Consider the following 21,373-nt stretch of genomic DNA (forward strand, 5'->3'; position numbering starts at 1 on the left):
AAAGGGGATGTTTATGAAAAAGCTATTGTCAATTCTTATAGCGGTGAGTTTCTTGTTCGCTGCACCAGCACTGGCGAAAGACACGCTTAAAATCGGTTTGATGTGCCCGCTCACCGGTTCATGGGCCAGTGAGGGCCAGGACATGAAGCAGATCCTTGAGCTGCTGGCGGATCAGGTCAACAACGACGGCGGGCTTTTAGGCAAGGACGTGGAAATTGTCATCGGCGATGACGGCGGTGATCCGCGAACCGCGGCCCTGGCCGCCCAGCGTTTGGCCACACAGGACGTGGCGGGGGTGATCGGCACCTATGGATCATCGATTACCGAAGCCTCTCAGAATATTTACGCTTCCGCCAAAATCATCCAGATTGCCAATGGCTCAACAGCCATCCGGCTGACCGAAAAGGGGCTCAAGTATTTTTTCCGCACCTGCCCGCGCGATGATGAGCAGGGGCGTGTGGCTGTTGAGACCATCATGGATCAAGGGTATAAAAAAGTGGCTATCCTGCATGACAATACGACATACGCCAAAGGGCTGGCGGATGAAGCGGAGGGCAGGCTAGACGACGAGGACGCCGAAGTGGTGTTCTTTGATGCGCTGACCCCGGGCGAGCAGGATTATAATACGATTCTATCCAAGATAAAGGCCACAAAACCGGATGTGGTATTCTTTACCGGCTATTATCCCGAGGCCGGCATGCTGCTTCGCCAGAAAATGGAGATGGGCTGGGACGTACCCTTTATCGGCGGTGATGCCAACAACAACCCGGATCTGGTCAAAATCGCCGGCAAAAAAGCCGCCCAGGGCTTTTATTTCCTCTCTCCACCGGTTCCCCAGGACCTGCCGACCAAGGAAGCCCAGGAATTTCTGGATGCCTATAAAAAGCGGTATAACGCAACCCCCGGCTCCATCTGGGCGGTTCTTGCCGGTGACGGATTCCGCGTGCTGGTAAAAGCCATTGAGGAAACCGAATCCACGGATTCCGATAAAATCGCCGATTATCTGCATAACGAGCTGAAAGCGTTCTCGGGGCTGACCGGAACGATCTCTTTTAATGACAAAGGCGACCGGGTGGGCGATGTCTACCGGGTGTATAAAGTGGATGCAGAGGGCAATTTCGTTCTGCAGGAGTAAGATTAAAGATATTGGATTTATTCTAAGTAACTGATCGTACTCAGTCCCGCGCGAGCGGGACGGTGCTCGTACTCGTAATCGTGCTCGAAAAAATTCAAAGCCGATTACGAGCACGAGTACGAGTACGAGTACGCGCATTCGGGATACGAATCCATGGAATTATTTTTTACCCAATTGACCAACGGGCTGGCGGTGGGCGGGATTTATGCCCTGATTGCCCTGGGCTATACCATGGTCTACGGTGTGTTAAAGCTCATTAACTTTGCCCACGGCGATTTGTTTACCATCGGCGCATATCTTGGGCTGACCCTTTTGACTTCGCTTTCCCTGACCGATCATCTGGGGCCGGTCGCGGGCGTGCTGCTTTTATCCGTGATGGCCATGGGGCTGGTTGGAGTGATCGGAATCCTGCTTGATCGGGCGGCGTATAAGCCGCTTCGCACCTCGCCGCGGCTTTCGGCCGTGGTTTCGGCGCTTGGCGCATCCATTGTGTTTTCCAACACGGTTATGCTGGTTTACGGCCCCAATCCCAAGGTTTATCCGCATGGCATTCTGACCTCCCAGGCCATCCACATTTTCGGCCTTTCCATACCGGTGATGCGGGTTATCATTCTTGCCAGCTGTATTATCCTCATGGTGGCGCTGTACACGTTTATCCAGAAGACAAAAATCGGCACGGCCATCCGGGCGGCGGCCATTGACCAGGATGCGGCCCGGCTGATGGGAATCAATGTGGACCGCGTGATCATGCTGGTGTTTTTCATCGGCCCGGCATTGGGCGGGGCGGCCGGCGTGATGGTGGGGCTTTATTACGGTCAGATAAATTTCACCATGGGCTGGATTTACGGACTCAAGGCATTTACTGCTGCGATTTTAGGCGGGATCGGCAACATCCCCGGCGCCATGGTGGGCGGCCTGCTCCTTGGCGTGATCGAGGCCCTGGGCGCGGCCTATATCTCCATGGCCTGGAAGGATGCGATTGCCTTCGGCGTGTTAATACTGATTCTGATTGTTCGACCCACCGGATTGCTGGGCGAACGGGTGGCGGAAAAAATATGACTGACGGCTTCGTAAAAAGTCCAATATCTTTGTTGCGCTGCATCCCTCGGGATTTCACGTACGAATCAGTACGCTGCATCCCTCGGGATTTGCGCGCCGCGATCTTGAACTTTTTTCTTTGCCGTCTCAAAATCGACTTTTTAAGAGTCCATCATGACTGATGCCAGGACAAAGATTCGAAAAACGGTTTATACCCTGGTGGTGGTGTTCTGGATATTCGCGCCGCTGTATCTGAACAACTACTGGACCGATGTGCTAAACAACGTGGCCATATATGCGGTTCTGGGCCTGTCCTTAAATATCATTCTGGGCTACGGGGGCATGTTTCATATGGGGCATGCCGCGTTTTACGCCATCGGCGCCTACACCACTGCCATTATCAACACCACCTACGGCATTCCCGTGCTCTGGCTGATGCCGCTGGCCGGGATCATGGCGGGTCTTTTCGCTCTGGTGGTGGCAAAGCCCATTATCCACCTGCGGGGGGATTACCTTCTGATTGTCACCATCGGAATGGTGGAGATCGTGCGGATTGCGCTGATTAACAATGTATTCGGCATAACCGGCGGCGCCAACGGTATTTTCGGGATATCGAGCCCCAGTATTTTCGGGTATTCCATCAACGGGATCGTGCATACGGGCCAGTTTTTTTATCTCGTCACCGGGTTTCTGGCGGTCACCATTCTGCTTTTTTATCTGCTGGAGCACTCCCGGTTCGGCCGGGCGCTGAAATATTTGTGCTCCGATGAAATCGCTGCGGAGGGCAGCGGGATCAACACGGCCGGATACAAGCTGGCCGCTTTTGTGCTGGGTGCGTTCTGGGCGGGCATGACCGGCACCCTGTATGCCTCAAAAATCACCTTTATCTCACCGGAATCCTTTTCCTTCTGGGAGTCTGTGGTAATGTTCATGATCGTGATTCTGGGCGGCTCCGGCAGCATCCCGGGCGTGCTTCTGGGCGCAATCCTGATTATCGGTCTGCCTGAGATATTCCAGGGGCTTCAGCAGTACCGGTTATTGATTTTCGGGCTGGCTCTGGTGGCCATGATGGTTTTTCGGCCGCAAGGGATTCTGCCGCCAAAGCCGCACGAGTATCCGGTGGAATCGCTTGACGAAAGCGAGGTGTCCCTATGAACCTGCTAAGCGTCAACAATGCCACCAAGCGATTCGGCGGGCTTGTGGCCGTGGATAAGGTTTCTTTTGATATCCCGGAAGGCTCGGTGTTCGGGATGATCGGGCCGAACGGGGCGGGCAAGACCACGGTATTTAATCTGATTACGGGCAATTACAAACTGGACGGCGGGAGTATCGTTTTTGAGGATCAGGATATTACCAATCGGGTCACCCATAAGATCGTCAAACTGGGCATCGCCCGGACCTTTCAGACCATCCGGCTGTTTGCCAATATGTCGGTGATGGAAAATGTGCTCTCAGGCTATCACTGCCGCATTAAATCCGGGGCGCTGGCAGCCATGTTCCGGATGCCCTGGCAGTATCAAGAGGAGCGCCGGGCCATGGGAAAAGCGTTTGCAGAGCTTAAATTCGTGGGGCTCGCTGAGCAGGCAAGGAATCTGGCCCGAAACCTTTCATACGGCAACCAGCGGCTTTTGGAAATCGCCCGGGCCCTGGCTTCCAACCCCCGACTGCTCATTCTGGATGAGCCGGCCGGCGGTATGAACGAACAGGAGACCGCCAGGCTGGTGGATCTGATTTTCCGGATTCGGGATCGGGGTATTACCGTGCTTTTGATCGAACACGACATGAGCCTGGTGATGAAGGCCTGTGAATACCTGGTGGTCCTCGAATACGGCAAGAAAATCGCCGAAGGGGTCCCCGAGGCGGTCAAGCAGGATCCGCTCGTGATTGAAGCATACCTGGGCAGTGAGGATGAAAACGATGATTTGTAGGAGCGCTTGGGATGCTGCTTGAAGTTAAAAATCTGGAGGTCAACTACGGCAATGTCCGCGCCCTTCACGGGATCGATTTGACAGTGGGTGAGGGTGAGATCGTCACCATTTTGGGCGCCAACGGCGCGGGCAAATCCACCACGCTGAACGCCATCTGCGGGCTGGTCAAGCCCCGGGCCGGGGAGGTGTATTTTGCGGGCGAGGCCATCCACCGGCTGCCCTCCTATAAAGTGGTAGCCAAAAAGATAACCCAGGCACCCGAAGGCCGACGGGTCTTTGGCACCCTGACGGTTCAGGAAAACTTGAATCTGGGGGCATTTACTTCGAAGAATCCGCAGCGGATTAAAAACAGCCTGGAATGGATTTTTGAATTGTTTCCGCGGTTAAAGGAGCGGCAGAACCAGCTGGCCGGCACGCTCTCCGGCGGAGAGCAGCAGATGCTCGCCATTGGCCGGGCGCTTATGTCAAACCCCAGGCTTTTGCTGCTCGATGAGCCAAGCCTGGGCCTTGCGCCCGTGCTGGTGCGCCAGATATTTAAAACCATCCGCCAGATCAATGAGGCCGGCGTCACGGTGATTCTAGTGGAGCAGAATGCGCGAATTGCCTTAAAACTCGCCCATCGCGGCTATGTCATGGAGGTCGGCAATATTGTGATGTCTGATACGGCCGGCGCCCTGCTTGAAGATCCGGATGTGGTCCAGGCTTACCTGGGCGGCGCGGGATAGCCATATTTTTTAACGGAGCCACCACAATGACGAATACCATTGATTATCAAAAAATTGAACAGCAAGCCGTGGATCTGGCCGCCCAATGGCAGGATCGGGCCAACCGGCTGCTGACCTCAGAAGAAAAGGCCATCCAGGAGCAGATGCGCCATCTCCTTACCAATCCTTTAGACAAGGTGGTGCTCACCCGGATGATCGATCAGTGCTTCCGCTCCCATGACAATGACCGGGTGGCGGACCAGGTCAATCATCTGCTCCGCGAATACGGGGTTCCCAACTTTTTTTCCCGGGTGGAGCGGCTGCTGATTCAGATGTTTATGGGACTGGGCCGGTATTTTCCGGATGTATCCGTACCGCGGATGGTCGATAAGATGCGCATGTCTTCATCCCGGGCCATTATCCCCGGCGAGCATAAGCCGCTGCACACCCATCTTGAGAAAAGAAAAGCCCAGGGCGTTCGGATGAATATCAATCACCTGGGCGAGGCGTTGTTAGGGGAAGAGGAGGCCCGGCGCCGGCTGGATACCTATATTCAGGATATGCGGGACCCGGATATTGAATACATCTCGGTTAAAATCTCCACATTGTATTCCCAGATTTCATCGCTGGCGTTCGAGCACACCGTATCCGTCATGGTGGAGCGGCTGACCAAGCTTATCCGGGTGGCCAAAGAGAATTTTTTTACCCGAAAGTCCGGGGAGCAGGTGCCTAAGATCGTCAATATGGACATGGAGGAATACCGGGATCTTGATATCACCTATGAGTCGTTTGTCCGAACGCTTGAAAAGGATGAGTTCAAAGATTATTCCGCAGGCATCGTGCTGCAGGCTTATGTGCCGGATGCATACAGGCTGCAGCAGAAATTAACGGAATGGGCCAAAGAGCGGGTGGCAAATGGCGGGGCGCCGGTCAAACTTCGGATTGTGAAGGGTGCCAACATGGAGGTGGAGCAGATCGAGTCCTCGCATTTTAACTGGCCGCTCGCCCCCTATGACAACAAACTGGATGTGGATGCCAACTACAAGCGGATGCTGCAGTATGCCATGCAGCCGGAGAATATCCGGGCCGTGCACCTGGGCGTGGCCTCTCATAACCTCTTCGAACTGGCCTATGCCCATGAACTGGGCCATGCCCTGGCCGTGACCGACTATTTCTGGTTTGAGATGCTTGAGGGGATGGCCGATCATGTGCGCCGGTCCCTTCAGGAGAGCGTCAAGGACATCCTCCTGTACGCGCCGGTGGCCGCTAGGGAGGATTTTATCAATGCCATCGCCTATCTGATCCGCCGTCTGGATGAGAACACATCACCGGAGAACTTTTTGAGATACGCCCCGCATCTCACCACCGATTCCGAGGCATGGGGGTTTCTGCGCAATCAGTTCCTGGCCTCCTGCCGGCAGATCGCGCAGGCGCCGGATACCCCCAATCGGGTCCAGGACCGGAATACGGAAGTATTTGACGAAAACATGGGCTCCTATTGGACGGGTCGTTTCACCAATGAGCCGGATACGGACTGGGCCATAAGCGCCAACCGGATATGGGCGGAGACTATCCGGGATAAATGGATGAAAAGCGGGGCGGATGCGCCCATCCAGGTCCCGGTTGTGGTGGCCGGGGAGGAGCGTTTTGAGGAATGCCAGACCAGAGAAATCATAGATGTGCCGAGGTATGAGGAAAAGGGCGGCAAACGGATCGTCACGGCCAAGTATGCCATGGCAGGTGCCGAGGATATTGACAGGGCGGTTCAAATTGCCCGGCAGGACCCGGACGGCTGGCGGCAGAAAAGTCTGGATGAGCGCCACCGGATTTTAGACCGCGCGGCCCATGAAATCCGAAAGGCCCGGGGCGATTTGATCGGCGCGGCCTCTGCCAACTGGGGCAAGATTTTTACCGAAAGCGATCCCGAGGTGTCCGAGGCCATCGACTTTGTTGAACTCTATGCGCATACGGCCCATATTTATGAAGATGCGCCCAATTTGACATGCGCGCCCAAAGGCGTGGGGCTGGTTTTGACGCCCTGGAATTTTCCCATTGCCATTCCCTGCGGCGGGGTGGCGGCATCCCTTGCGGCCGGCAATACGGTGCTGTTTAAACCGGCGTCTGCGGCGGTGCTTACAGCCTGGGAGCTGGTCCAGTGTTTCTACCGGGCCGGGGTTTCCAAAAATGCGCTGCAGTTTGTTCCCTGCTCCGGCGGGGAGGTGGGCAGCCGGCTGACCAATCATCCGGATATTGACTACATCATTTTGACCGGCGGCACGGAAACCGGGATGCAGATATTAAATGACCGGCCGGATATCCAGCTGGCCGCGGAGACCGGGGGCAAGAACGCCACCATCGTCACCGACATGTCCGACCGGGATCAGGCGATTAAAAACATTATCCACTCCGCGTTTTCAAACTCCGGTCAGAAGTGCAGCGCCACCTCGCTTCTGATTCTTGAAAAGGAGGTCTATGATGACAAGGAGTTCCGCCGGCAGCTTGTGGATGCGGCCAAAAGCTATAAAACCGGCTCCTGCTGGGAGTTTGAGAATAAGATGGGGGCGATTATCTCCCCGCCAAAGGGCGATCTCCTGCGGGCACTGACCACCCTTGAGAAAGGCGAATCCTGGGCCTTAAAGCCGGAGCAGATCGGGGATAATCCCTATCTCTGGACCCCGGGAATCAAATGGGATGTGCAGCCCGGCAGCTATACCCACATGACCGAGTTCTTCGGCCCGGTGATAGGCGCGATGCGGGCGGAAAACCTGGATCATGCGATTGAACTGGTCAACCAGCCCGGCTACGGACTGACCTCGGGCTTAGAGAGCCTGGATCGGCGGGAGCAGCGAAAATGGAAATCCAGTATCAAGGCGGGCAACCTCTACATCAACAGAGGGACCACCGGGGCAATTGTATTGCGCCAGCCGTTCGGCGGCATGGGCAAGTCCGCCCTGGGCGCGGGCATTAAGGCCGGAAGCCCAAACTACGTGTACCAGTTTATGGATGTCCGGGAAACCGGATATCCGGCGTTCGGCGATATCCAGAAAGAAACCCGGCTTCTGCGGCTGGCCAATGAGTGGGAAATCGATTGCCGGTGGCACCGCTTTTCCGAAGACATCGCCGAAGATATGGAAAAGGCCGTGCGGGCCATCAAGAGTTACGTATATCAATGGGAAAATGAGTTCGGCCGGGAACATGATTTTTTCAACCTGCGCGGGCAGGACAACCATTTCCGCTATCTGCCCAAAGGCCGGGTGGCTATCCGCATCCATCCGGATGATTCGCTCTTCGAGGTTTTGGCCCGAATCGCGGCGGCCCGCATTGCCCGGTGCAATCCGATTATCAGCCTCCCGCCCGGGCTTTCCAGCCGGGTAACCGAATTTTTAAACGGCAAGGAGGGAGAACGTCTGGTCGAGGATGCGCTGGTGGCGGAGCAGACCGATGAAGAGCTCTGCGGCATCATTGCCAAGATTCACCGTATCCGCTATGCCGCACCGGAGCGGGTGCCCAAGGCGGTTTATGAGAAGGCGGCGGAAACCGGGTTTTACGTGTCCCGGGCGCCCGTCTACATGGAGGGCCGGCTGGAGCTGCTGCAGTATATCCAGGAACAGGCGGTTTCCAATAACTACCATCGGTATGGCAATTTAGGCGAGCGCTCCCAGCTGTAGGGTTTTATACGTTGACAACCTTTTTTAGCTTTACATCGGCCCCTTTCTGTAAGTAAAGTGCCGGAAGAAGCAGATAAATTTCAAATCCCGGGCAATACAATCAGAAGTCATTTGAACCGTTTAACCTGGCCGATATGTTCAAAAACCCCAAAATATCGAGACGGATCACCCTGATCCTCGTATATGGCCGGCCGCCGCTGGTGTTTGCCGGTATGGTGTGCGCCATTGGGGTGATGCTGACCCGCAATACCTGGCTCTATTCCACCGGTGCGCTGTTTCTGTTTGCCTCGATGATGTTTGATCTGGTGGATGGCTGGTTTGCGGCCCGGTTCAGCCGAAATACCGCATTTGCCCAGCTGGCCGACCGGATCATGGACCGGATCGTCTATTCGATCGTGTTTCCGCTGGTGGCGGTGGGTATGATGTGGCGGCTGCTCTTTAGCGTTCCCGAGCATACCCGGCTGGAACTGCTGCACGCCATATTTATTCTGATTGTCTGTGTAACCGTTCTGGTACGGGATAATTTTGCCCGGTTTATGCGCGATTTTGCCTCGCAGTATGGACAGGAGCCCGGACTGCGGGAACTCAACCGGCTGCGCACCATTGTGGCCGCCCCGCTGGGCCTTTTGCTGTATGTGCATGCGTTTTATATTCCCGCCCCGGGAGCGCTGTTCGGCATTTACGAGTCACTGACCTGGCTGGGCACCCTGCCGGTGCGCCATCTGTTTGTCATTGAAATCCTTTTTCTGATCATCAATTTCGGCTCTATTGCCGGGTATTGCCGAAAATACGGCAATTACTGTCTGGATGCCCTGTGTGAGGATGATGAACTCCTCCGGCGCCGGATTCTCTCCGTCTTTCCCAATGCGCTCACCGTGATGAATGCCATGATGGGGATGCTGGCGGTTTTTTTTGCCTACCAGGGCAAATTCACAGAATCCTATCTGCTGCTGATCGGCGCGGCCATATTTGACAAGCTTGACGGGGCCATGGCCAGAAAACTGGGGCTGACCGAGCCGCTGCCCGGCACCTCCCATATGCAGAATGTCACCCTTGGCGGCATTTTGGATGATATTGCCGACGGGGTGAGTTTCTGCATTGCCCCGGGCTGGATTTTTTACATATGCCTGTCGGGTTATCCCGAAACGGGCCTGTTCGGGCTTACCCCGGCGATTCCCGCCCTTGTCTACGTGCTGGCCGGCTTTGCCCGCCTCATCTATTTTACCACGGACAGAAGCCCGATCCCCGGGTTTTTCAAGGGGATGCCCACACCGGCGGGCGCTCTGTTTGTGACCGCCCCGCTTTTGATCCTAAGCCGCGGCGATATTATGGGAACGGATTGGGGAAACGGGATCGCGGTGTTTTCTTACGGGTTGATGTTTTTTAGCGCCTTGATCATGAACCTGTATCCGGTAAAATATATTCACATCGGCCGGTTCATGGACAGAAACCCCTGGTTTACCTGGGTGAATCTGGTTCTGATGCTGATTTTCGTCTTCACCCCGTATTTCGGTTACCTGGTATTTTTACAGATGGCGCTTTATGTCCTCTCCCCGTTTATCACATGGCAGATCGATGCCCGCACCGCGGCCATGGAATCCAGAAAAGACTAGGTGAGGATTTTTTTCAGGATCACCTTGCTGATCATATAGGTGGGCTTGATGCCTGCCTCGCCCATACTTCCGGAAGCAAGGGTCTGGCCGCTTTTTAAGGGGTTGTCTGATGCGTAGTAGCCGTATCGGACTTTAAGATTTTTCGACACATGCCCCCGGATGATGGCGGCATTAATGGCCCGCTGATAGTGGCCGCCCTCCATCTCAAGCCCCACCGCCTTCCAGCTTGAGTGCTGGAATTTTTTCAATACATAGCGGTTCTGAAGCGATGTGCCGAGCACTGTCACAATCGGGCCGGTATATACATTAATTGAATCATCAAAATCAGCCTCTGAAAGATCGTTATAAATGATGTAGTTATGCGGGGTGCCTTCCAGCACATGGGCATTGGCCAGCATGATATCGCCCTTGTCACCGGGCAGGATACCGGCTTTTCCGATAATTGATACAGAGCGGGTGTTTAACATCCGGGTATTACCGTCCTCGGTCCACGGGTACAAAAGTTCATCTAACAGTTCAAAGGCCTGCTCGCCGAAGGCGTAATCCATCACCAGGATCACCGGTTTTTCAGATTCATTCAGTGAATTCCGAAACGAGAGCGCCGGGTGGGGTTCAACGGATTGCAGCGCCCGGGTGTCGATCAGCTGGCAGTCGATCTGTGAGCCGCTCTGGTCCGGAATCATATGCCAGCCGTGCGCTTCGGCAAAGGCCTTGACCTCATCCGTGCAGGGCCTTAAGGCTTTGATAAATTCATAAAGGTCGGTTTCACCGGATATATCCTTTTTATCTTTGACCGCCGCATATCCGTAAAGGAGGTTGATCATACTATGCATGTTGGCGCTGATAATATGCAGCGGCCGGTCCTGGAGGCCCATCCGGCAGATGGCGGATTTGATTTCGGAAGCCCATTGCTTGGCATGAATGCGGTTTAGAATCCAGTTGCTCAAAGATGGGGTAAAATGAATGGCTATGGCATTGACCATCTCGCATTCCCCGTCCACGCAGCGGCCCAGGTTGTAAATGATATGAAACAGGCCGGAGTTGGTATTATGCGATTTCCGGTTGTTTTCAAGGTATGTGTAGGTGGCCTTGGTATCGTGAAAGGTCCGGCCCAGAAGCAGGCTAAGATTCCACAGGGCCTGATCCAGTTCCCCATCTGACATTCCTTCCACACGGTCCAGATATTTTTCCAGGGTGGCCCATTCCGTGGTGATGGTGCCGTAATCATCCCGCATTTTATCGTGAATTTTTTTGGCCTCGATATAGATAAAGGTCATGTGGGTCAGGATATCATAGATTTCGCTGTGGCCGCGCGTGATCACAAAGCTCATTTCCGTGGGGCTGATCCGGTAGGAAACCCGGCGCCGCTTATGGGGCTGGATCTTTTCAAAAGAGGCGTCCTGATAGTCTTCGCGGGCGGTCATCACGATCCGGTGACAGGCCTCAATGCCCTTGGGCAGGCGGTCGATCACATATTCAAGCCCTTTAAGCTCAATGCTCCGGCTGTCATTGATGGCCCCGTATATCTCCGGGCTCAACGTCCGAAGAGCGGTTTCCAGGGTGTTTCCGGTGCGGCCCCCCAAGCGGTAGTGGCCGCGTAAAAGCGCCGCATCCGCAATAGTTTTAAAGGTTCGGATAGCCAATCGGGATTGATCGGCCAGGGAGAATTCTTCCATATGCACTCCGCATGTATCCAATTTTGGTGTTTTTTGGATGTCTATTTACATTCATCTTTATGTCGGTTATTTTATAAGTTATTCGTATGGTGTTATTTTTTTGCATAATAAACAAAGAGATGCAAATTAAAAGGCATCTTTATATAATTTTAAAATAAAGCAAGAGACATATGACAGACCCAAACAACGACCCGGGAAAAAGCGTCATAGAGCAGGCCGGCGAAGAACTGTTTAACTATGCGGTGGACCGCGAAGATGTGAAATGGCTCATGGCCTATCTTTCCAGCGAGGCGGACATCAACCGCGTGACGGTTGAATACGAACTGCAGATACTTAAAATCGTGGCCGTGGGCTGGAGCATTTCCTATTTTCTTGAAAACAGTGATAAAAAAAATCCGCTGCTTGAGCTTTACTGGCGGTCAGTTCAGGACTACGCCCAAAATCTATCCCATACCACCGGCCTGATGATCGGGCAGGACCTTGATTATTTTCAAATTTTAAAGGACCGCCTGGATTTATATGTGGATGCATTGGCCAGAAACCCGGAAGCGCCGGAGCCGGCAACCGTGATTGGCCCGGAGTTTGCGTCTATCTGCGGCAACAAAGAGGACATATTCACCTATATGACCGGCGCCAAGATGTTTCTCACCACTCTCGCCAATGTGCGGGATTATCTTGAATCCCTTGAAATTTAAGATTATCTGCCGACATTCGCATGCAAACCGAATCCGCCACGGCTGCTTCTGCTGACAGCTCGGCGCGCTATGTGCTGGCCTTTGATCTGGGCAGCAGCAGCATAAAGGCCGCCATTGTCTCTGATGGCGGGGCGGTGCTTTTCTGCGCGGCTGAACCGGTTGTTACGCAGATACACCCGCATGGCGGGGCAGAACAGGATTCCGAGGCATAGTGGGAGAGTGCGCTTCGAACCGGCCGCCAGGCAATCGAGGCCTCCGGCGTGCCGCCGGAGCATATCATTCACCCTGGATGTCTTTCATATCTATGATTTCATGAAGACCCGGGGCTGACGGTTTAACTGCCTGAAGCTCCCCCCGGCCCTGCATTTCTGCGTCACCCTGCCGCAGACCCGGGTGTCCGGGCTCGGTTCTGAATTTGCCGCGGATCTGGCCGAAGGCCCGGCATACGCCAAACAAAAGGCCGGTACCCCGGCGGAGAGCAGTGCTTTGTAAGGCCTGGCCGGTACCATTGACGGCAATCATCAGGTGACCGATCTCTTGTGCGGCGTATTTGATCACATGTATGGTATTTAGTATGATCCAAGGATTTTTACATAATCGGTCTTTTCCCAAAGTTTTTCCAGGACCGGCTTAAAGGCTTCCGCCTCGATATCGCCCTCAAGATCCACATAGAACATGTACTCCCAGGGTTTTCCGTGAATGGGCCGGGATTCCAGCTTGACCAGGTTGATATGGTTATCCGCAAACACCTTCAGGGTGTCAAACAGGGCGCCCGGCTTGTTGCCGGTTGAGAAAATAAGGGAGGACTTCTGCTTTTTACCGCTGCTTAAGGGTTGCGGACTGATGATCACGAACCGGGTGTAGTTTCGGGGGTTGGTTTCAATGCCCGCCTCAAGAACAGTCAGGCCGTAAGTGTCCGCTGCGTCTATGCCCGCGATCGCCGCATCAGCTATATTGCCGGAGTCCTTAATCTGTTTCACCGCCCGTGCCGTATCCGTGACAGACACGATTTCCCAGTCCGGATGCTGCTCCAGGAACTGCCGGCACTGCTGAAAAACCTGGGGGTGGGAGAAGACCCGCTTGATACGGTTTGTATCCGCGCCCGGCTGTCCGATCAGATTATGCTGGATCCGGAGCATGATTTCCCCGACAATCCGCAGGTCATAGGCTAAAAGGAGGTCGTAGTTCTCATGGACGCTGCCGGCCAGCGAGTTTTCAAGGGGAATGATGCCGAAGTGGGTTTTGCCCTCCTTTACTGCATCAAACAGGGCTTTGAAGGAATTGACCGGCATGGGGGTGACCTGGTCGCCGAAATACTGCACGCAGGCCTTGTGGCTGTAACTGCCGATTTCGCCTAAAAAGGCGGCTTTTTGTCCTTTCCCCTCATCCGCGGCCTCCAGGTGGCTCACCGCCCGGGCTTTGTCCAGATAATCGAAATCAAGCTGTTTGCCCACCACCGGGGCAATGACATAGATATCGCGCATCAACTGGCCGAACTGCTTGGGGTATAGGCTTTGCGCGCCATCGGACATGGCCTGGTCCGGGGCATTATGGACTTCGATCATCAGACCGTCAGCACCGGCGGCAATGGCCGCCCGGGCCATGGGGCTTACTTTTTCCCGGATACCGGTGGCATGGCTGGGGTCAATAATAACCGGCAGATGGGTTAGCTTTTTAATCACCGGGATGGCGGAAAGATCGAGTGTGTTCCGGGTATAGGGTTCAAATGTGCGGATGCCGCGTTCGCACAGGATAACGTTTTCGTTTCCTTCTGATAGAATATACTCCGCAGACATGAGCCACTCTTCGATGGTGGCCGCAAGCCCCCGTTTTAGCAGGACCGGCCGGCCGAGGCGGCCCACGCATTTCAACAGGTCAAAATTCTGCATGTTCCGGGCGCCCACCTGGACAACATTTACATACTTCATTACCAGGTCCGCCTGGGCCGGCGTGGTGATCTCGGTGACCACCTTCATTCCGTATTTTTCCCGAACCTCCGCGAGAATTTTAAGCCCCTCTTCGCCCATGCCCTGGAAGGAATAGGGCGATGTGCGGGGTTTGAAGGCCCCGCCGCGGAAAAGCACGGCACCGTATTTTTTGACTTCTTCGGCAATGGCCATGGTCTGTTCGCGTGACTCTACGGCACAGGGACCGGCAATAACGGATATCCGCTCGCCGCCGATCACTACATTGCCCACATTGACATGGGTATCCGTCGGATGCATCTGCCGGCTGACCAGTTTAAACGCCGTATTCACCGGTACAACCCGCTCCACACCGGGTAAACGTTCAAAGTAAGCCGGGTCGTTTCCAAGTGATCCGGTGGCGCCGATAACCGATTGCCCGGCATCGGTTATCTCTTTGACGATCGCGCCGCCTTCGCGCAGAAGGCTTAAAATATGGTTTTTCTGGTTCGATGTGATTTCCGGATTGAGAACAATCAGCATCAGTTTTCCTCCTTTTTTAAATTTGCCGTCAAATAAAAAAGCCCCGGGGTGCTCCCCGAGGCTTTCTATCCATAAAAAAAGCCCCGGGCGGACTTAAAATGTCCACCCGGGGCTTAAGATTATAAAATTGGCTTATGCCGCCGGATGGACGCTTCTAAAGCTAAAAAAGAAGCGTCGGCAAAAAAACTCGCGATTGATATGTCGGTAATCCGGCATGGTTTAATTCTTTGTTTCATTTGTTCAGGTTAAAAGCTATAATAGGCAGACTTTTAAATGGGTTTACAGCTAATGTCAAGCGTTCATTTGATGACGTCGCAATTTAGGTCCAATATCTTCGCGTGGGAGGCTATCTGTGGAGATTTATACCCATCAGCAGATCGATCGTCAGCTGTGCGGCGAGCCGGTTGAAATGGCGGACGGATACTGCCGGGTGCGGTTTTTGACGACTGAATCCATGATAACGGATGATTCCGGGCTGATACATGGGGGATTCATTTTTGGGGCAGCCGACTATGCGGCCATGCTTGCGGTAAATCATCCGAACGTGGTGCTTGGGGCGGCCAGCGTCAAGTTTTTAAAGCCGGTAAAGGCGGATGAAACAATTATCGCCGAAGCCCGTATCCATGAAACCGAAGGGAAAAGGCGGCTGGTGGCGGCCACTGTGTGGCGGGGTGAGGACCGGGTATTTGAGGGCGAATTCACCTGTTTCGTGCCGGACCGGCATGTGCTAACACCGTCTTAATCTTACTCTGATCCCGCAAGATCGGCTAATCAGATCTTAAAGGTAAATAGCACGCCGAGCCAGGGATCTTCGCCGGCTGCAGCGGTAAATCGGATGGCATCGCCCAGATGCAGGTTCAGGGAGAGCTCCCGATTGCCCAGATTGAACCCGGACCCCCAGCGCACATAGCGCACAGCTAATTGGTCGGCAAAGGAGAGGCGGGTATTTGTTACGGCCTTCGGGGAAGCGTCCTTTTGGGTGGCAAATTGGGCACCCAGGCTGATATTTTCGTTTACCTCAAAGCTGTTATCCGTCAGCCGCCTAACCTTTATTTCGCCGGACAGCATAATGCGCCGGGAATAGTCATCCAGGGTGCGCTCAAAATGGGTAACTGTTTCTTTTAATCCGGAAAAAAAGGGAAACCGATTAAGGGCCAGCTGCATGACCGTGCTGATTTCAGGGGATTGCTCATCGGCGCGATAGGGATCCGGGGCGAGATGGCTACGAAAATTTTTTTGGCACTCGATGCGGCGGCGCTCATCCGCATCCAGCACATCTGCGACGCCCAGCCCCACCCCGAAATTGACTGAAGAGTTCATACTTTCCGGAAAAAGATAGATGAGACGGTCATCCGCTTGAGTTGTGGCAGGGTCTGAATCAGCCGCATAAGCGGTGATGTGGCAGAGGAGGAGGATGAGGAGCAACCCTCGGCTGAACCATTTATAACGGTTCACTGGATAGAGTCCTTTCACCCCTTGGCAACTAACTTGAAATTTTATAATTTATTTAAATTATTCTATATCAATACCACAAACGATTGTCAACGGCTTTTTCAGGTTATTTATCGGAAAAACAGGAAACCCCTTTTGAATTTCGTTTCAAAACGATTAGTTTGATAAATAATCTATTGAATCATATATCACTGAGAGGGAGTCTATGGGACGGTTTACAGGGATCAATCACTTGGTCTTTGCCACGCGCGATATGGATATGACCATCAGATACTGGCGGGATCTTTTGGGCCTGCGGCTGGTTGCCGGAATCGGGGATCAAAACTACCGGCATTATTTTTTTGAACTTTCCGGACAGGATATGATCGCTTTTTTTGAATGGCCGGAAGTGCGTCCCGTGCCTGAGAAAGATCACGGGATGCCGGTAAAGGGCCCGTTTTCGTTTGATCACCTCTCCATAGGGGTGACAGCCGACGATGATCTCTGGGATCTTCAGGCGCGCCTGGAGGCAGCCGGATTCTGGGTTTCTGAGGTGATGGATCACGGGTTTATCCACTCCATCTATTCATTTGATCCCAATAATATCCCCATTGAGTTCAGCGCGCCGGTGGCCGGTGTTGATTTGCGAAAAAATCCGGCGATGAAGGATCGTCATCCGTCCGCCGCCGCATTGGAAGGGCCTGAGCCCCAACCCGGCCATTGGCAAGGGTCGAAAGGATCGGTTCCGGAGGCCGAGCGATTGATTTTTCCCGGGGAAGGCTTAGTTTTGTCAGAGTTGTCAAAAGAAGAAGATTAAATCCATATTTTTACTATCGCACGATTTTTGGTTGGGCGTTTTAGGTGCGGTGGAACTGGAAATTGCACTGGAAAGGAGCGTACGTAATGAAACTTGTAGTGATTGGCGGCGTTGCCGGCGGAGCGACTGCTGCAGCGCGGGCCCGCCGGTTAAACGAAGAGGCTGAAATAGTTGTTTTCGAACGGGGCGAGTATATCTCATTTGCCAACTGCGGCCTGCCTTACTATATCGGCGAGGTGATCAGGGAGCGGGACAACCTTCTGGTTACCACCGCGGATGATTTTAAGGCCCGCTACCAAATCGATGTCCGTTTGTTTACCGAGGTGACCGCTATTGACCGGAAAGCCGGGAAGGTCACGGTCAAGAACCATCAAACCGGGGAAACCTATACGGAAGCCTATGATAAAATTATTCTTTCTCCGGGCGCTGAGCCGGTCAGGCCGCCGCTTCCCGGGGTGGAGGCGGATAATATTTTTAACCTGCGAAATATTCCGGATACGGATCGGATCAAGGCTTATGTGGATCAGCAAAAACCCAAAAGCGCGGTTGTCGTGGGCGGCGGATTTATAGGCCTGGAGATGGCGGAAAATCTGGTCTTCCGGGGCGTTGAAACCACAATCGTTGAAAAAATGGAGCAGGTCATGCCGACGATGGACTATGAAATGGCGGGCCTGATGCATGCGCACCTGAAGGAAAAAGGCGTGGGGCTGATACTGGGAGACGGTATTGCGGCATTTGAGAAAAATAACGGGCGACTGGTGGTGCGTACGGAAAAGGGCGAAGCACTGGAATGCGATATGGCGATCCTGTCCATCGGCGTTAAACCGGAAAACCGGCTGGCCCGGGAAGCGGGCCTTGAAATCGGTGAGCTGGGCGGGGTCAAAGTGGCTGCCACAATGCAGACTTCTGATCCGGATATTTTCGCCGTGGGTGATGCGGTGGAGGTGACCGATTATTTGACAGGCCATGCGACCATGACGCCGCTTGCCGGTCCGGCCAACAAACAGGGCCGGATTGCAGCGGATAATGTCATGGGTCGGCGCTCAATTTTTAGGGGCACTTTGGGAACCTCTGTGGTTAAAATTTTTGAGCAGACGGTTGCCTCCACCGGCGCAAGCGAAAAAATGCTGCGACACTATGGTATACCGCATGTGGCCAGCTACAGCCATTCCGGCTCCCACGCCTCCTATTATCCGGGTGCCCAGATGATGGCGGTCAAGCTTTTGGTTTCGCCTTCCACCGGCAAAATTCTGGGAGCCCAGATCGTTGGCGGTGAAGGAGTGGATAAACGCATCGATGTTTTGGCTACCGCCATTCACGCATCCATGACTGTTTTTCAGCTTGAGGAGCTGGAGCTGGCTTATGCCCCGCCGTTTTCTTCAGCCAAGGACCCGGTCAATATTGCGGGTTTTGTGGCTGCGAATCTGCTCAAGGGCGATGCCCGCAAAATTAACTGGAATGAATTCAGCGCGCTGGATCCGGAAAACGATGTGTTAATTGATCTGCGCAACAAGGACGAACTGGAGCAGGCCGGCGAGATCGAAGGGGCGCTGCATATTCCGCTCAATGAACTGCGCGACAATCTGCATCGGCTGGACAAGCGCAAACGCTATATCCCGTTCTGCGCGATCGGCCTGCGCGGATATGTGGGTTATCGGATTCTTGCCCAGCACGGATTTGACGCCATGAACTTAAGCGGCGGATACAAGACGTTTCTGGGGGCAAAGGAAAAAATTATGGAGGAATCGCCTTTCACCCCGATTTGGCGAGCGCAATAACCGGTGTTAAATTAATTAATAGAACGAAACAAAAAAATCCGTTTAATGCCGAAGATGGCCTTGAGCCAGCTTCTGGCCAGAATTTTTTAACCTGATTGAAGGAGGATACAATGGCCCAGATTACCTTTAAAGGAAACCCGGTCAACACGTCCGGCGATTTGCCGGAAGTGGGAGAAAAGGCGCCTGATTTTCTGCTCACAAAGACCGATATGACAGACACCACATTGGCCGATTTCAAGGGCAGAAAGCTGGTACTAAACATCTTTATCAGCGTGGAAACCCCGGTTTGTGCCGAATCGGTCCGGCGGTTTAATCAGGAAATCACCAAGCATGAAAACACTGACGTGCTGTGTGTCTCCAGGGACCTCCCGTTTGCGCACGCGCGGTTTAATATGGATGAGGGCCTTGAGAATGTGATCTCCGTTTCAGAGTTGCGCAATTTGGACTTTGGCCGTGATTATGGCCTGCGCATTCTTGACAGTCAGATGGCCGGCCTGCTGGCCCGGGCACTGGTCGTTCTGAATGAGGACGGCAAAGTTATTCATACGGAGCTGGTGCCGGAAATCGGGGAGGAGCCGGATTATGATTCCGCGCTGCAGGTGCTTGCCAGCGGCACGGTGGAGACGGAGCGGAGCGCGCAGGGCCGCAGTGCCGGTGATCCGGAAGCGTGCACCAAATCACCGGAGTTTCCCGAGCACCATCGCCTGGCGGATGAAGATGATGCCTGTGACGACGGCCGAAGCGGCAAACTCTAGCGTTAATAGCAGCAACTGAGTGAAAGGAGATTTCTACGATGGCCAAAAAAATTCTGATCGCATTTGATGAATCCGAAAATTCCCAGCGCGCGGTGGATTTTGTGGGCGCCCACTTTGCCGGTGACTGCTCGGTTACCCTGTTTAATGTACTGCTGGATACGGAAGCTATGTGCGCCATGGAGAGTCCGGAATTGACCCCGTATTTTAAATCTGAGCAAAGCGCGTTCTGCTCGCTTGAGGATAAAAAAAAGGAAGTGGTGAACCAGGCGATGGAGCGAGGCAGGCGGTGTCTTATCGAATGCGGATTTTCGCCGGACCGGGTGGAGACCAAAGCAAAAGTCCGGGAAAAAGGGGTTGCCCGGGATATCATCAAGGAGATCCAGAATGGCAAATACGATCTGGTGGTGCTCGGCAAGCAGGGATTATCCGGATTCAAGGAATTTTTCCTGGGCAGCGTGCCCCAGAAAGTTATTCATGGCGCAAAAAACGCCTCTATCCTGCTGGTTGAATGATATTTCGCTCGGAGAGTCGATATGAATGTTTTGATTACCGGAAGTTCAGGTTTTGTGGGGTCGCATCTTATCTCATTTCTGCTGGAAAGCGGATATCAGGTTATCGGGGTGGATCGAATGTCGGCGAAAAACCCGATAAGCGATCCCCGCTTTCGTTTTATTGAGGCTGATACCACGCAGCCCGGAGATTGGCAGGATGCTGTAAATGAGGCGGAAGCGGTGATCAATCTGGCCGGCGTCAGTATTTTCAGGCGATGGAGCGAAAAAGCCAAGAAGCTTATCTATGACAGCCGGATACTGACCACCCGAAATGTGGTTGCCGCCCTGCCTGAAGGCAAAGATACCGTATTATGCAGCACCTCGGCGGTGGGTTTTTACGGCCCCCGCGGGGATGAAACAATCGATGAATCCGCTGCTGCCGGGGATGATTTTTTGGCCCGCATCTCCATTGACTGGGAGGGAGAGGCGCTTCAGGCAGAAAAGAAGGGCGCCCGGGTGGTTCTTGACCGGTTTGGCATCATCCTTGGAAAAGCCGGCGGCGCGCTGGGGACCATGCTGCCGGCCTTTCGGCTGGGGCTCGGCGGACCGCTGGGAAGCGGGCGTCAATGGTTTCCATGGATTCACATGACGGATCTCTTGCGGGCGCATCGATTTGTTCTGGAGCATCCGGAGGTTTCCGGAGCGGTTAATTTTACGGCGCCGAATCCGGTCAGAAACCGTGAGCTGGCCCAAACCATCGGCAGCGTGTTAAACCGGCCGGCATTTTTTAAGGTGCCCGGTTTTGTCCTGCGAATGGCGTCCGGTGAATTCGGTGAAATGCTGCTGAACGGACAGCGGGCTTATCCGGCCAGACTCCTGGAAAAAGGTTTTGAATTTAAATATCCGGCGCTTGAACAGGCGCTTCGGGATGCATTGGCGTCTGAATAAACGGGACCGAATTTAAAAGTAACTTCTTTGAAGGAGGAGCAAATGGCGACCCAGAAATTTTCCGTACCCAATATTTCCTGCGATCATTGCGTTAACACCATTCGCAACGAACTCAAAGAGCTTGAAGGGATCAACCTAATGGACGGGGATGTGGCCAACAAGCAGATCACCGTGGAATATGAGGATCCGGCGACTGAGGAAAAGATGCGGGAAAAATTAAAAGAGATCAATTACCCGGCGGAGTAAGCC

20 protein-coding genes are annotated in these 21,373 nt (G+C 53.8%); 16 read left to right on the plus strand and 4 right to left on the minus strand.

The features are described from left to right. The first annotated feature begins 13 nt into the window (after window positions 1–13). From U5L07_01135 to U5L07_01165, 7 genes are all read left to right on the plus strand, one after another. On the plus strand, window positions 14–1,135 hold the full coding sequence (locus U5L07_01135; protein MDZ7830336.1) for a branched-chain amino acid ABC transporter substrate-binding protein: 1,122 nt from the start codon (window positions 14–16) through the stop codon (window positions 1,133–1,135). 153 nt (window positions 1,136–1,288) lie between these two features. Then, on the plus strand, window positions 1,289–2,194 hold the full coding sequence (locus tag U5L07_01140) for a branched-chain amino acid ABC transporter permease (GenBank protein ID MDZ7830337.1): 906 nt from the start codon (window positions 1,289–1,291) through the stop codon (window positions 2,192–2,194). A gap of 153 nt (window positions 2,195–2,347) precedes the next feature. Further along, window positions 2,348–3,328, plus strand: a complete 981-nt coding sequence (locus U5L07_01145) for a branched-chain amino acid ABC transporter permease (GenBank protein MDZ7830338.1) — start codon at window positions 2,348–2,350, stop codon at window positions 3,326–3,328. Then, window positions 3,325–4,101: an ABC transporter ATP-binding protein gene (locus tag U5L07_01150; GenBank protein MDZ7830339.1), complete on the plus strand. Its 777-nt coding sequence runs from the start codon at window positions 3,325–3,327 to the stop codon at window positions 4,099–4,101. The genes U5L07_01145 and U5L07_01150 overlap by 4 nt, the downstream gene beginning before the upstream one ends. A 14-nt stretch (window positions 4,102–4,115) precedes the next feature. Continuing rightward, window positions 4,116–4,826 (plus strand): ABC transporter ATP-binding protein, encoded by a 711-nt coding sequence (locus U5L07_01155; GenBank protein MDZ7830340.1) that lies wholly within the window; start codon window positions 4,116–4,118, stop codon window positions 4,824–4,826. A gap of 26 nt (window positions 4,827–4,852) precedes the next feature. Next, the gene (locus U5L07_01160; GenBank protein MDZ7830341.1) at window positions 4,853–8,473 is read left to right on the plus strand and encodes a bifunctional proline dehydrogenase/L-glutamate gamma-semialdehyde dehydrogenase; all 3,621 of its coding nucleotides are present in this window, start codon (window positions 4,853–4,855) and stop codon (window positions 8,471–8,473) included. Between the two features lie 134 nt (window positions 8,474–8,607). Continuing rightward, the gene (locus U5L07_01165) at window positions 8,608–10,086 is read left to right on the plus strand and encodes a CDP-alcohol phosphatidyltransferase family protein (protein ID MDZ7830342.1); all 1,479 of its coding nucleotides are present in this window, start codon (window positions 8,608–8,610) and stop codon (window positions 10,084–10,086) included. Here U5L07_01165 and U5L07_01170 read toward each other — a convergent pair. Further along, a complete protein-coding gene (locus tag U5L07_01170) occupies window positions 10,083–11,762 on the minus strand; it encodes a hypothetical protein (GenBank protein ID MDZ7830343.1) in 1,680 nt (559 codons plus the stop codon). The two genes, U5L07_01165 and U5L07_01170, sit on opposite strands and share 4 nt — an antisense overlap. A 170-nt stretch (window positions 11,763–11,932) precedes the next feature. Between U5L07_01170 and U5L07_01175 the strand changes: the two genes are divergently transcribed. Further along, a complete protein-coding gene (locus U5L07_01175) occupies window positions 11,933–12,457 on the plus strand; it encodes a hypothetical protein (GenBank protein ID MDZ7830344.1) in 525 nt (174 codons plus the stop codon). Between the two features lie 20 nt (window positions 12,458–12,477). Continuing rightward, window positions 12,478–12,669, plus strand: a complete 192-nt coding sequence (locus U5L07_01180) for a hypothetical protein (protein MDZ7830345.1) — start codon at window positions 12,478–12,480, stop codon at window positions 12,667–12,669. A 64-nt stretch (window positions 12,670–12,733) separates the two neighbouring features. Here U5L07_01180 and U5L07_01185 read toward each other — a convergent pair whose 3' ends face one another. Together U5L07_01185 and aroF are read right to left on the minus strand one after the other, a co-directional pair. Further along, on the minus strand, window positions 12,734–12,979 hold the full coding sequence (locus U5L07_01185; GenBank protein ID MDZ7830346.1) for a hypothetical protein: 246 nt from the start codon (window positions 12,977–12,979) through the stop codon (window positions 12,734–12,736). A 47-nt stretch (window positions 12,980–13,026) separates the two neighbouring features. After that, entirely contained in the window at window positions 13,027–14,904 is a 1,878-nt protein-coding gene (aroF, locus tag U5L07_01190; GenBank protein ID MDZ7830347.1) for a 3-deoxy-7-phosphoheptulonate synthase, read from the minus strand. Between the two features lie 352 nt (window positions 14,905–15,256). On the opposite strand from aroF, the gene U5L07_01195 reads away from it, so the two are divergent. Further along, window positions 15,257–15,646, plus strand: a complete 390-nt coding sequence (locus U5L07_01195) for a PaaI family thioesterase (GenBank protein MDZ7830348.1) — start codon at window positions 15,257–15,259, stop codon at window positions 15,644–15,646. Between the two features lie 29 nt (window positions 15,647–15,675). Here the strand turns inward: U5L07_01195 and U5L07_01200 are convergent, their stop codons facing one another. After that, window positions 15,676–16,359 carry a hypothetical protein gene (locus U5L07_01200; GenBank protein ID MDZ7830349.1) on the minus strand — a complete coding sequence of 228 codons (684 nt, stop codon included), beginning with the start codon at window positions 16,357–16,359 and terminating at the stop codon, window positions 15,676–15,678. A gap of 202 nt (window positions 16,360–16,561) precedes the next feature. Here U5L07_01200 and U5L07_01205 point away from each other — a divergent pair, with 202 nt between their 5' ends. The 6 genes from U5L07_01205 to U5L07_01230 all read left to right on the plus strand — a co-directional run bounded on the left by U5L07_01205 (window position 16,562) and on the right by U5L07_01230 (window position 21,370). Then, complete coding sequence (locus U5L07_01205; GenBank protein MDZ7830350.1) at window positions 16,562–17,152, plus strand: VOC family protein; 591 nt, start codon at window positions 16,562–16,564, stop codon at window positions 17,150–17,152. Window positions 17,153–17,238: 86 nt separating this feature from the next. After that, window positions 17,239–18,930 carry an FAD-dependent oxidoreductase gene (locus tag U5L07_01210; GenBank protein ID MDZ7830351.1) on the plus strand — a complete coding sequence of 564 codons (1,692 nt, stop codon included), beginning with the start codon at window positions 17,239–17,241 and terminating at the stop codon, window positions 18,928–18,930. 110 nt (window positions 18,931–19,040) lie between these two features. Further along, window positions 19,041–19,685, plus strand: a complete 645-nt coding sequence (gene tpx, locus U5L07_01215; GenBank protein ID MDZ7830352.1) for a thiol peroxidase — start codon at window positions 19,041–19,043, stop codon at window positions 19,683–19,685. A gap of 38 nt (window positions 19,686–19,723) precedes the next feature. Next, the gene (locus tag U5L07_01220) at window positions 19,724–20,197 is read left to right on the plus strand and encodes a universal stress protein (protein ID MDZ7830353.1); all 474 of its coding nucleotides are present in this window, start codon (window positions 19,724–19,726) and stop codon (window positions 20,195–20,197) included. A 21-nt stretch (window positions 20,198–20,218) separates the two neighbouring features. Then, window positions 20,219–21,124, plus strand: a complete 906-nt coding sequence (locus U5L07_01225; protein ID MDZ7830354.1) for a TIGR01777 family oxidoreductase — start codon at window positions 20,219–20,221, stop codon at window positions 21,122–21,124. Between the two features lie 42 nt (window positions 21,125–21,166). Beyond that, window positions 21,167–21,370, plus strand: a complete 204-nt coding sequence (locus U5L07_01230; protein ID MDZ7830355.1) for a heavy-metal-associated domain-containing protein — start codon at window positions 21,167–21,169, stop codon at window positions 21,368–21,370. The last annotated feature ends 3 nt before the right edge of the window (window positions 21,371–21,373 follow it).

Source organism: Desulfobacterales bacterium (genome assembly GCA_034520365.1).
In the GTDB taxonomy this organism is placed as follows: domain Bacteria; phylum Desulfobacterota; class Desulfobacteria; order Desulfobacterales; family Desulfosalsimonadaceae; genus M55B175.